This is a genomic window from Marinomonas colpomeniae (assembly GCF_014803385.1).
GTDB classification, from domain to species: Bacteria; Pseudomonadota; Gammaproteobacteria; order Pseudomonadales; family Marinomonadaceae; genus Marinomonas; species Marinomonas colpomeniae.
Genome location: NZ_JACYFC010000003.1, coordinates 392,673 through 404,641, shown reverse-complemented (window position 1 = coordinate 404,641; position 11,969 = coordinate 392,673). Strand labels below are relative to the sequence as shown.

Genomic DNA, 11,969 nt, shown 5'->3' with positions numbered 1-11,969 from the left:
GAGTCGATGCTTGTTTCAGTCTGCGTCTTCTTCTAAATCAACGTCTTCCGCTAAAAATCCACCTGTTTGATGCGCCCATAACGAAGCGTAAATACCAGCCTGTTTAATAAGCTCTTCATGGCTTCCTTGTTCTACTATGTCGCCTTTATCTAAGACAATCAAGCGATCCATCGCCGCAATGGTTGATAGTCTATGCGCAATAGCGATAACGGTTTTGCCCTGCATCAATTTATACAGACTATCTTGTATCGCAGCTTCTACTTCAGAATCTAATGCAGACGTTGCTTCATCTAAAATCAATAAAGGTGCGTCTTTCAATAGCACTCTGGCAATGGCAATACGCTGACGCTGGCCGCCAGAGAGTTTAATCCCTCGCTCGCCAACCATGGCATCGTAACCGGCATTACCAAATGGGTCTGTTAAGGTTTGAATAAAGTCATGTGCTTCGGCTTTTTTAGCCGCTGCAATCATCTCTTCATCGTTGGCATCAGGACGACCATACATTAGATTTTCTCGTACGGTTCTGTGCAATAAGGATGTATCTTGTGTCACCATGCCGATTTGAGCTCGAAGTGTGTCTTGTTTTACAGCACTTATGTCTTGACCATCAATCCGAATTTGGCCTGATTCAATATCATGGAATCGCATCAGTAAGTTCACTATAGTCGATTTACCAGCACCAGAGCGCCCTACTAAACCGACCTTTTCACCTGCCTTAATAGACAGTATTAGATTATCAATCACCTTGGCATTCGTCTTCCCATAATGGAAATTGACCGCGTCGTATTCAATAGCACCATGAGACACATTTAATGCTGGTGCATTAATTTTGTCTTCAATTTCGATAGGGCGAGACAATGTTTTCATGCCATCATTAACCATGCCGATGTTTTCAAACAAGGCACTGACTTCCCACATAATCCACTGGGACATGCCATTCATCCTAAGCGCTAAACTCACCGCGATAGCGATAGCACCTACACTGATAATGCTGTCTGTCCATAACCAAATAGATAAAGCCGCGATAGAGAATGTCAGCAAGTAGTTACACATATGCACGCCAACACTTAACATGGTTACTAGACGCATTTGTCTATAAACAGTCTGTAAGAAACCATCCATGCCATCTTTTGCGTATTCCGCTTCACGTTGATGATGTGAAAATAATTTTACCGTAGAAATATTGCTGTAACTGTCTACAACACGGCCTGTCATGGTGGAACGTGTATCCGCTTGCTCTGCAGAAATCTTCTTCAGTTTTGGAATAAAATACAACTGCAAGCCTACATATAAAACCAACCAACCTAGCATAGGTAACATGAGTCGATAATCGGCATTGGCAATCAACACCACCATAGAAACAAAGTACACCGCAATGTACATAAGCACATCAAGCAGCTTCATAACGGTTTCACGAACAGCTAGGGAAGTTTGCATCACCTTAGTGGAAATACGCCCTGCAAATTCGTCCTGAAAAAACGACATACTTTGACGTAAGATATAATGATGAGATAACCAACGAATACGCATCGGGTAGTTACCCAATAGCGTTTGGTGAATAATCGCAGAATGCACAAAAGTCGCTAATGGCATAGCGATCAGAATCATCAACGACATATAGAATAAGTGCCAGCCTTCTTCTGCAAAAAAGGTGTCTGGGTTCTTGTTAACTAACCAATCAACTAGTTGCCCCATAAAGCTGAAAAGAGTCACTTCTAAGATGGCAATAATCGCCGTTAGAATTGACATTAGAATAAGCGGAATTTCTACGCCTTTCGAATAATAGCGGCAAAATGCAAACAGTGTTTTAGGTGCTTGCTCAACTTCTATCTCCGGAAAAGCAGATACCCACCTTTCAAAAAAACGTAACATAATATTCCTTATTAATTTTAAAAATAAACACCACTAAAACAATCAAATAATTTGAAAGGTCGTGATAAAACCTTGAAAAGATTAGGTCTATAGCAGATTCGAAAAGCGGCTTTAAAAATGAGGTGAAATTGAAACACGTAAACTGGACGAAAACCAGAAAATATACTGTATTCAAGCAAACTCTATTTGAGCTTTACTTAGTGTTTGCATAATTAAATCCGCCCTTCAATGTGAAAAAACATTATAATTTAACCCTTAAAGAATGAGACAAGAAGATTTGCTCGTACCTTCCCTAGCACCTTGTCCTATTTTTGTTCGAAAAATCCTTCATTCATCCAATTAAGCGATTATATGAAACTTACTTTACCGATCATTTTAGTACTTGGCTTACTTGCTGGTTTAACGCCAATGGCAATTGATGCCTACCTTCCTAGTATTCCAACCATTTCAAAAGACTTAGATACCGATATTGATTTAGTACAGATGACAGTCAGTATGTATTTATTGGTATTCGCCTTTCTACAAATTCTTTTTGGGCCTATTTCAGACGCCATAGGTCGACGCAAAGTCATTGTTGGCGGCCTTAGTGTTTATGCCATTGGTAGCTTGGTCTGCGCATTTTCACAGAACTATGAAATGCTACTTGTTGGTAGAGCCATTCAAGCACTAGGCGGAGCTGCGGTTGCTGTGTGTGTTCCTGCACTTGTTAAAGATGGCATGTCGATTAATCAATTTGCTAAAGCCATGTCTATGGTAATGCTGGTTATGGCGCTTGCTCCTTTGGCTGCGCCTATCCTCGGTGGTGCTATTTTAACAATTTTAAGCTGGCATTATATTTTTGTTTTCTTATGCATTTTGTCGCTTATTGCCATGTCGTTATTTTTAATTACCATCCCCGAAACTTTGCCAAAAGAAAAACGTACCCCCTTTTCTTTTGCAACGGCTATTAGTAATTACGTTAAATTAATTAAAAACCGTACTGTGATGGGTTATCTGGCGGCCTCTGCCTTCCATTTTGGCGGTTTGATGAGTTTCATTACTGGCGCTTCTTTCGTCTATATTGAAGTTTATGGCGTAGATCCTGCTCATTTTGGTTTTCTGGTTGGTATGAATGTTATTACCATGATGTTGGCCTCCACGATAAATGGCCGATACGTAGAAAGACTAGGTACTGAAATAATGTCTAAGTACGCAATTTATATTGTTCTAACCGCATCCTTCATGATGATAGTGCTGAACTTTCTAGAACACCCACCATTGGCTTATATTATTATTGCTAGCATGTTATTTACTGGACCATTGGGTATTTTAGGAAGTGGCTTTATTGCAGGCGCTCTTAAGCACGCAGGTAATCACAACGGCAGCGTTACTGCTTTAGCGGGTATGTCTCGCTTTGCTTTTGGCGCCATCGGTGGCACGATAGTCAGCTTGCTTCATAATGGCACCTACACTCCGATGCTAGGTACTATTGCTACTTTCGGGATTATCTCGTTTGTTATTTTCAAAGTGACAACACATTATGCAAAACCCATTATCGAAGATTGATTCGCTTTACGACCACACTCAACTAACAAAACGGAATGTCGATGTTAAACACTAATACGCTAATTGAAAAAGTTAAAAATACACCTGAGCAAGTTCAATTCAAAGACGTCATTGCGGTTATTGAAAATGACTATACGTTTACACCTGCTTCTTTCACCAATGGCGAGCAAAATAATAATGCAAACGAAAATAATGGCTCATGTAAAATTTTTTCTTTTGCCGCTATTCATCAATTAAACGAGTCTGAAACGTTAAACCTGTTTGGTGATTTCTATCGGGTTGATGTTCTTGAGCATTCCGAAGGCAACGATCACCAAAATATTCGCCAATTCATTAAGAATGGTTGGTCTGGCATTACTTTTAACTCTATTGCCTTAGAGCCAAAAATTTAAAGTGGGGCAAAATGCCTTCGCTTGTTTCAGTCGGTACAAAATGAGATAGTGCCAAACACTAAAAATATGAGGTGGTTATGGAGTTAGTCGCATTTGATTTGGATGGAACCTTACTTAACCGGCAGCAACGCCTATCTGCTTACACACTAGAAACACTTGAACGTCTGAAAGCCGCTGGCATTTTTTATACGGTTGCCACTGGTCGCACTCACCACGCGGCTATGTTTTGTATTGAAGATCATGACTTTCCCCATTGGCAAATATTTAAAAATGGCGTTGAATGGTGGAACCCTGATCAGAATACTTACCGCCATAGAAATCTATTGTCTCAAAGTCATATCACAGATGTGTTGTCTTCCTTTGAAGATAATCAGATTACGCCTTTTGTTTTTTGTCTTGAAGACGATGGCTCTCATAGAGTTTATCACTCGCCATTAAACAATACGCTTAGCCACAATGTGGCCAACCAGCTAAACAACAATAAACACATGAGCCTGCATCCGATGGCCGAGTTGTCTCATACTGCAAGAATCACAAATATAAGCGCGATGGGCCAGCCTGAATTTATCGATAATATAATTCAAGCAAGCCAGCAACACCTTCATTTAACCGCGTATTCAGGTGGTGGCGTTTATAGTTCTGATGCCCATTGGATTGACGTGCACCACAGTAATGTATCTAAAGGCTCTGCTCTAACGGAACTAAAAGAAGAAATTGGTGCCAAAACCTTGATCGTCTTTGGTGACGGTGATAATGATTTATCTATGTTCGACGTTGCCGATGAGTCTTTTGCGACAGAAAATGCGTTAGATCATATAAAAGGTGCAGCAACAGGTGTAATTGGTCACCATGATGAAGATGGTGTAGCAAGATACCTAAGAACAAGGTATAACTTGTAGACAATAAATTATAAATGTAGGGTTGATTTACAAAAAAATCCCTCCATTAACTAAAAGACAACATAACTATCTTTACCGAAAGATCATAATAAATTGTGATTGTTAATAAGAATAATTAGTTTGGAGAAATGCCATGTTTGAATTTTTGATTTTTATAGCTGCTTGTGCGGTTATTGCTTTCTTGGTAACCAATATCCAAAAACATATTGACCAACCAAAAGTAAAGCTTCAACCCATTAAGATTGAGCGCGAAGAAATACGTCGACCTTCATCTCGTCAAAAACGTCCTTACTAATTATCTATTGGTCGTCTTTTTATTCCCCTTTAAAGAACGATCAAACAATACTAAAAAAGCCAGATTGGAATTATTTCCAATCTGGCTTTTTTACTTTCAGGCTTCTTACTTTTTTGATTAAGCTCTTTAGATTAGACAAAAAACTAAACACCTATCTTATATTCTTTTAGTTTATTGGCTATTGTACTGTGGCTCATCCCGACCGCTTTTGCCAAACGCCTAGTACTTGGATGCTGAGGATACAAACGCGTAAGTAACTCAGCCTCCCATTGTTTTACGGTCTGGTCTAAAGAATCATTTACTAATGAAAGACTTAACCCAAAACCTGACTCTGGCAATGAAATATCTTCCACTTGCCACGGCTTCCCCTTCATTACCAATAAAGTTTGCAAACAACGATTTTGTAATTCTTTTAGATTTCCCGGCCAAGAGTACAGCGAAAACTTAGTAATGACGCCTTTGGATAGGCTAGGAGTAGGCAAACGATGTCGCTCAGACAAGGCTAAAACGATTTGTAGCACTAAGCCTTCAATATCTTCCTTACGCTCTCGAAGTGATGGCATAGACAGCTGAAGTGTTGATAAAGCAAGGTACAATTCTTTGTTTAACGTATCACTATTCAATAGCTGGTCTTCATGTAAGGAAGACACACTGATGATTCTCACGCTAGAGTCAAAACTGGTGACCACACTTGATTGGCGAGTTAACCAATGTGCTAAATCTATTTGGACGTCACTATTTAATTGTTCAACATCATCAACCGCAAACCAACCTGACAATGCATCCAATTGAGCAATGTCCTTTGATGTTATGTCTTTTGCATGACGAATGGTGAGCTGAGCATCTTGATCAGCCTGTTGTTTATACCAGTATTGAAACAAGGCCTCGATTAAGTTTTGCTTACCTGAGCCCACTTCACCTTGTACAAATAAAGGCATGGCGACTTCTGTAAAGGCTTTAGCTTCCGCTAACATGCGTTTCATCGCAGTACTTTTGATAACAGCAGCTTGAAAATAGGTTTCTAAATTATTTTCCGCGTCTGATGCTTGTTTTAATCGTGCGGTTTGTTTATCTAAACGTAATTCAGATTTTAAATAAATAACGGTGCCAGCGGCATTTTCAAAACCTTCTTCATCGCAAACAAAAATAGGCTTCATTTCAAGCAATAGGGTTTTATTGCGAATACGAATACGCTTGCTCATGCTTTCTTGTGGGTTAGCCCATGTTTCTTTAGAGAAGCTGATACCTTTGATAACCTGAGATAGAGGGCGATACAAAAGATCTACTACGGAGACATTTAAATCTTCTGCGGCCTGCTCCGTTATCATGGTAATTCGACCTTTTAGATCGACCGAAATAACCCCGTCAGGCAGAGATTCTAGTAGAGTATAAAGTGCATTATGCTCTCTCTCAAATGGCGTAAACATGGCTGTTTTGACATCTTCTACGCTTTCTAGTCGTCGAATTTCAGCCAAAAGAATTTGCAGTTGTGAAAAAGGAATATCGGAAAAGCCACAGTAAATACAGCGCTGCTTGGTGTTCATTTCAATAAGGCGCAAATCAATTCGATGAGGAATAAATAGATCGAGAATTTCACGCACCATACCGATTCTGTCTTCACACTGTATTTCTAATCTCATGTTTTTCTCTGGTCTGTGTTTTCTATCATTAAATGTGAGCGACTAACCGTTCAGATTATTTTTCTTTCGCGTTCAAGAACAATATATTTTTTTGTGGTGCAAATGTTTCGTAAAGCGGTAACACCGCAGCCCCTAGTACACCGGCAACATAGCTTGTTTGAGCAATACGAACAGGAGGAAAAGGCAATAAGCCATGTGTTTTTTGAGACGTCTCAATATGAGTAATTAAAGAGGTCAATACAGGTTGCGGTAATCGCCCTCCTATTAGAATAGCTTCTGGATCATACAAGGCCACGACAGACGCTAAGGCGGGTTTTACTTCCAATGACACTTCATTGGCCCATTGATCAATAATTGTAGCGTATCTAGTGTCTAACCAAGCACTTTCAGTTAAAGGTAATGCCATTAGATTGGCTGCAAAAAAACGATGTAATGAAGATAGCGATAAAGCCTCGAGTATCCACTTTCCATGCTTGCCCGTTGCAGAAGGAATCAACCCGAAACTACCCGCCTTCCCTGTCGCACCAAAATAACACTCCCCATTAGCAACAAAACTCCCACCACAGGCGGTACTGACGAACAAGTAGAAAAAATCCTTCTGAGAAGATTCTGTCGCCAGTAATAATTCGCTGGTTGCTGCGGCGACCGCATCAATTTCACAAAAGCATACCAAGCCTGTTACCTCTGCTAACCAATATTCAAATGCATCAGACTGCCAATATTTTAAGGCGCTTTCTAAATCATCTAAATTGTCCCTTTGATTAGAGTCTGTGACGAGAGAGTCTAACCAACCATCCATATAATCAGGCCTTGCTAAGCCTATACCCTGAACCTTATTCCAATCATCTGCTAGTGTGGCTTTTACTTCATCGATAAGATCTTGGGCGATTTTTTTAGCTAACACTTCAGAAGGAAAAGATACATCACGCTCTAATAGCAGAACACACGCCCCGCTAAAATCTAATAACGCGGCACTAATATGATCACGATCAACATTGATACCTAAACCATAGGCACCCTTTTCATTTATGCTTAATTTGATAGAAGGTTGTCCACGGCGACCCTGAACTTTACCCGTAATATGAAGAAGCTGCTGCTCAAGTAAAGAGGAAGTAATGACAGATATTGTTTGAGCACTTAAGCCTGTTTGTTCAGCAATACTTACCCTAGAAATCTCCGGATACTGTCTAACCAGATGCAGAATAATACGTTCATTATAAATTCGACTTTGTTCGGAGGTACTGCCTGATGATTTCATATAACGCTTTTACCTTCGTTTGAAGTCTGTAAATTAACCACTGACATTTAATAAATCTAATTGATTTAATAATATAACTGATTAAGATGATAGATAATTCATTAAAAAGTACATCCTTCTAACAAATATAATAACGACTCTTTCATATCAGAGAGCCAACTAAAAAGGACCCAGTCATGTCTTTCTCTTCCAAAACGCTTTCTATAAACGAATCTTGTCCAGATTTTAAATCGCCTGCGTTTTTAAAAAAACACATTCAAACAACAATGAATTTTTACCACCCAAGCTGCATAGACCCTGAGGGTGGTTTTTTTCAATTTTTTAAAGACAACGGCGATATATACGACATGGATACTCGCCATCTTGTTAGTAGCACACGCTTCGTTTTCAATTATGCGAAAGCTTGTCAGACAGAAGCCTCTCAAACTGAAGAAAAGTCAGTATATTTAGACGCCACACGACATGGCTTAGACTATTTACGCAATCGCCATCGTCGTGATAACGGTGGTTACGTTTGGCTGCTGAACAAGGACAAAAATCTCGACGAAACCAATCATTGCTATGGTTTAGCCTTTGTTATGCTCGCCTATGCTACGGCTTACAAAGCAGGCGTAGAAGAGGCAAAACCTTGGATTCAAGAAACCTTTGATCTTATGGAAAAGCATTTTTGGGATGCAGAGTTTGAACTCTACAAAGATGAAGCCTCTGGCGATTGGAAAGAAGTGTCGAGCTATCGTGGACAGAACGCCAATATGCACACTTGTGAAGCCTTGATTACTGCTTACGATGCAACACAAGAGCAACACTATTTAGAACGCGCAATTTTACTAGCGAATAACATTTGTCAACGTCAAGCAGCCCTAGCAGATGGTGAAATCTGGGAACATTACACAGAAAGTTGGCAAGTAGATTGGGATTACAATAAAGACGACCCTAAACATTTATTCCGCCCTTGGGGCTTTCAACCAGGTCATCAAACAGAGTGGGCTAAGTTGTTACTATTAATACATAAACGCTCTCCAATTGATTGGTTGATCCCGACAGCAAAACAGTTGTTTGATAAAGCTTGGGAGAAATCTTGGGACAATGTAAATGGTGGCCTTTGCTATGGCTATGACCCTCAAGGTGAAGTATGTGATGGTGATAAATATTTTTGGGTTCAAGCAGAGTCTTTTGCCGCTGCAGCTCTATTGGCTCTAGCCACTAAAGAAGAACAGTATTGGGATAAGTATCAATCTCTGTGGCAATACAGCTGGTCGCATATGATTGATCATCAATATGGAGCTTGGTTCCGTATTCTCACTCAAGATAACAAAGCCTTCGATGATGAAAAAAGTCCAGCGGGAAAAACCGACTATCACACTATGGGTGCCTGCTATGAAGTCATAGATCAATTGTCTCGTTGATAACAATTCACTACAGAATATGGGGCAATCATTCTATTCATTGGAAAAATGCAGTATGATGCAGCCCCTACGTTAGTGGATACGAGCCCCTTCTTCTATGCAATTAGATAAAATAGATCTTAATTTACTTCGTTACCTAGACTCCTTATTAAGAGAGCAAAATGTTACCCATGCCGCCAATCAGCTTGGCATCACTCAACCAGCAATGAGTAACGGATTACGACGTTTACGAGATTTATTTCATGACCCTTTACTGGTTAGAACCAGTGACGGCATGATGCCTACGGCTCTTGCTATTCAGCTCCAACCACGTGTACAAAGCATTTTACAATCTGTTGATGAAGTTCTGCATCTAGGCCAAAGTTTCGAAGCCGAGTCTAGTTCTCGCGTCTTTCGTATTATGGCTAGTGACTATGCCGAGGCGACTCTCATTCCACCTCTTATGAAGAAGCTTCAAGAAGAAGCACCTAACGTTATTCTTGATGTAATGAATCCTAGTGACGTGAGTTTTCACGATGTAGAAAAAGGCAAAGTCGATTTAGTAATTAACCGATTTGATGCATTGCCACAATCTTTCCATCAAAAATCTGTTTGGGTTGATCATTTTTCTTGTTTAGTACCTGCAGATTCAGAAATGGCAAAGAACTTCACATTAGAAGCTTACCTTGCTTCACCTCATGTTTGGGTAAGTAAAACAGGCTTTGGAGTTGGCGTTGGTATTCAGCCAGAAGAAGTTCAAAAATTAGGATGGGTTGATAGCACTTTAGCTGACTTAGGTTTCAAGAGAAACATTCGCTTGTTTACCAGAAACTACAATGTTGCTATGCGGGCGACTGAGCAGTTAGGGTTAATTTCTACTTTACCTTCTTTAGCAACTCGCTTAATGAAAGACAATAACAGCGTGGTTGTGTTACCTCCTCCATTTGATATACCACCAGTCGAATTGAAAATGCTATGGAGCCCTTTGTTGCAGCATGACCCAGGCCATATTTGGATACGCTCAACCATAGCTGGCTGTGCAAGAACCATTGCAGAAAATAACAATTTGTAAGCTGGTTTTTATATAAGTATAAAACACTAGAAAACAGACATAAAAAAACGAACATTAAGTTCGTTTTTTTATGTCTGTTTCACTGATCAAATGCCCTTATGCGGATCAAATAATACAAGTATTCAATCTATTCAAAGATTGTTCTGCATTTGATACGGTGACTTTCAAATCTTTAATGTGACCATTCGCCAAACTATAACACCAGCCATGCACATGTAACTCTTGCCCCATACGCCATGCATTTTTTACTATGCTACTCTGGCAAACATTTGACACTTGCTCAACCACATTCAATTCACACATACGATCAAATCGAGTATGTTCATCTTCAATCGCATCAACTTCTTGTTTATGCAAACGATACACATCTTTTATATGGCCTAACCAATTATCAATCATGCCGTGTTCTTCGGAGCCCATTGCCGCTTTAATACCGCCACAACCGTAATGTCCAACAACCATAATGTGTTTCACCTTTAGTACATCAACAGCAAATTGAATAACGGACAAACAATTTAAATCCGTATGAACCACAACATTGGCAATGTTTCGGTGTACAAACACTTCACCCGGTAGCAGGTCAATAATCTGATTTGCTGGAACGCGACTGTCGGCACAACCAATCCAAAGATATTCTGGTGTTTGCTGTTCTGATAATGTCGAAAAGAACTCAGGATCCTCTTCTGTAACTTTAGCCGCCCACTCTCTATTTTTGGTAAAAAGTTCGTCTAAACTATTAGGCATGATTCACTTCCTCAATTTTTTGGTACCAACGGAGCTTAATGTCCGCGGTCAGACTGATAGACTCAAGTTGTTTAACGGCTTCACGGCCATCGTAAGAAGCCTTGTGAATATGCGGTGTCATACTCAACAAGTTCTGAATGTCCACTTGAGAATTCAAAGCAAAAGAATAATTTTCGCTACTCTCTGATAACAATTCAAAGTTAGCCACGCCATCGCTGTGGGTCGGTTTATAATCATGAATTGATGGATAGAGTATTTTACGCAACTCAATAAGATGATCTGGTCCAGATTCCACCAGCAACAGTAAACCGCTCTTGCTCAGCGCTCTAGAAAACTCGCAAAATATAGGAAAACCAAACAAACACAAAATGACATCGAAGCGTTCATCAGGTACTGGTAAGCTGGCATTACTACCCACTAACCAACTGACACTTTTGTCACGTTTACTGGCTGCAGCGACAGCCCATTTTGAAATATCTAAACCAACGCGCTCAATGTTGATTTTTTGATCATGTAAGATTTTGCCTATTTTCCCAAGATAATAGCCTTCGCCACAACCCGCATCCAAAACTCGAATACCGTCGACTAAAGCTTTCTTTGGCCAGGAAGACAAAATGGCTTCAACAACTGGAAAGTAACAATCTTGATTAAGAAATGACTGGCGCGCAGCAACCATATCCTTGCTATCACCAGGATCCTTGGAGCGTTTGTTTTGAACAGGTAGAAGATTAACATAACCTGTTTTTGCGAGGTCATAAGTGTGTCCATGCTCGCACTTCAAGCTCCGTTCATAACGGCTAAGTGGTGCAGAATCAATAGGACAAGAAAGGTTTTCGAGCGTTGTCACACGGTATCCATTGTTTATTA

General features: G+C 40.0%; 11 protein-coding genes. 6 read left to right on the top strand and 5 right to left on the bottom strand.

Annotation, left to right across the window (positions count from 1 at the left end; translation table 11 throughout):
• Positions 1–15 precede the first annotated feature (15 nt).
• A complete protein-coding gene (locus tag IF202_RS11235) occupies positions 16–1,872 on the bottom strand; it encodes an ABC transporter ATP-binding protein (protein WP_191594989.1) in 1,857 nt (618 codons plus the stop codon).
• A 351-nt stretch (positions 1,873–2,223) separates the two neighbouring features.
• Here IF202_RS11235 and IF202_RS11230 point away from each other — a divergent pair, with 351 nt between their 5' ends.
• From IF202_RS11230 to IF202_RS11215, 4 genes are all read left to right on the top strand, one after another.
• Positions 2,224–3,417 (top strand): Bcr/CflA family multidrug efflux MFS transporter, encoded by a 1,194-nt coding sequence (locus IF202_RS11230; protein ID WP_191594988.1) that lies wholly within the window; start codon positions 2,224–2,226, stop codon positions 3,415–3,417.
• Positions 3,418–3,458: 41 nt separating this feature from the next.
• Positions 3,459–3,809 (top strand): HopJ type III effector protein, encoded by a 351-nt coding sequence (locus IF202_RS11225; protein ID WP_191594987.1) that lies wholly within the window; start codon positions 3,459–3,461, stop codon positions 3,807–3,809.
• Positions 3,810–3,886: 77 nt separating this feature from the next.
• The gene (locus IF202_RS11220) at positions 3,887–4,708 is read left to right on the top strand and encodes an HAD family hydrolase (RefSeq protein ID WP_191594986.1); all 822 of its coding nucleotides are present in this window, start codon (positions 3,887–3,889) and stop codon (positions 4,706–4,708) included.
• A gap of 133 nt (positions 4,709–4,841) precedes the next feature.
• Positions 4,842–5,003 carry a hypothetical protein gene (locus IF202_RS11215; RefSeq protein WP_191594985.1) on the top strand — a complete coding sequence of 54 codons (162 nt, stop codon included), beginning with the start codon at positions 4,842–4,844 and terminating at the stop codon, positions 5,001–5,003.
• A gap of 143 nt (positions 5,004–5,146) precedes the next feature.
• On the opposite strand, the gene IF202_RS11210 is transcribed toward IF202_RS11215, so the two are convergent.
• Positions 5,147–6,643 (bottom strand): TyrR/PhhR family helix-turn-helix DNA-binding protein, encoded by a 1,497-nt coding sequence (locus tag IF202_RS11210; protein ID WP_191594984.1) that lies wholly within the window; start codon positions 6,641–6,643, stop codon positions 5,147–5,149.
• 55 nt (positions 6,644–6,698) lie between these two features.
• Positions 6,699–7,901, bottom strand: coding sequence for an ROK family protein (locus IF202_RS11205; protein ID WP_191594983.1), 1,203 nt, complete (start codon positions 7,899–7,901; stop codon positions 6,699–6,701).
• A 176-nt stretch (positions 7,902–8,077) separates the two neighbouring features.
• Between IF202_RS11205 and IF202_RS11200 the strand changes: the two genes are divergently transcribed.
• A complete protein-coding gene (locus IF202_RS11200; protein WP_191594982.1) occupies positions 8,078–9,307 on the top strand; it encodes an AGE family epimerase/isomerase in 1,230 nt (409 codons plus the stop codon).
• Positions 9,308–9,404: 97 nt separating this feature from the next.
• Positions 9,405–10,358, top strand: coding sequence for a LysR family transcriptional regulator (locus IF202_RS11195; RefSeq protein WP_191594981.1), 954 nt, complete (start codon positions 9,405–9,407; stop codon positions 10,356–10,358).
• A gap of 105 nt (positions 10,359–10,463) precedes the next feature.
• Here IF202_RS11195 and can read toward each other — a convergent pair whose 3' ends face one another.
• Together can and IF202_RS11185 are read right to left on the bottom strand one after the other, a co-directional pair.
• Entirely contained in the window at positions 10,464–11,102 is a 639-nt protein-coding gene (gene can / locus IF202_RS11190; RefSeq protein WP_191594980.1) for a carbonate dehydratase, read from the bottom strand.
• Entirely contained in the window at positions 11,095–11,949 is an 855-nt protein-coding gene (locus IF202_RS11185; RefSeq protein ID WP_191594979.1) for a putative RNA methyltransferase, read from the bottom strand. Before IF202_RS11185 ends, can begins: the two co-directional genes overlap by 8 nt.
• Positions 11,950–11,969 lie beyond the last annotated feature (20 nt).

Bases quoted from the DNA above. Each gene is read 5' to 3' on its own strand.
- IF202_RS11235 (WP_191594989.1), bottom strand. From the start codon at position 1,872: ATGTTACGTTTTTTTGAAAGGTGGGTATCTGCTTTTCCGGAGATAGAA.
- IF202_RS11230 (WP_191594988.1), top strand. From the start codon at position 2,224: ATGAAACTTACTTTACCGATCATTTTAGTACTTGGCTTACTTGCTGGT.
- IF202_RS11225 (WP_191594987.1), top strand. From the start codon at position 3,459: ATGTTAAACACTAATACGCTAATTGAAAAAGTTAAAAATACACCTGAG.
- IF202_RS11220 (WP_191594986.1), top strand. From the start codon at position 3,887: ATGGAGTTAGTCGCATTTGATTTGGATGGAACCTTACTTAACCGGCAG.
- IF202_RS11215 (WP_191594985.1), top strand. From the start codon at position 4,842: ATGTTTGAATTTTTGATTTTTATAGCTGCTTGTGCGGTTATTGCTTTC.
- IF202_RS11210 (WP_191594984.1), bottom strand. From the start codon at position 6,643: ATGAGATTAGAAATACAGTGTGAAGACAGAATCGGTATGGTGCGTGAA.
- IF202_RS11205 (WP_191594983.1), bottom strand. From the start codon at position 7,901: ATGAAATCATCAGGCAGTACCTCCGAACAAAGTCGAATTTATAATGAA.
- IF202_RS11200 (WP_191594982.1), top strand. From the start codon at position 8,078: ATGTCTTTCTCTTCCAAAACGCTTTCTATAAACGAATCTTGTCCAGAT.
- IF202_RS11195 (WP_191594981.1), top strand. From the start codon at position 9,405: ATGCAATTAGATAAAATAGATCTTAATTTACTTCGTTACCTAGACTCC.
- can (WP_191594980.1), bottom strand. From the start codon at position 11,102: ATGCCTAATAGTTTAGACGAACTTTTTACCAAAAATAGAGAGTGGGCG.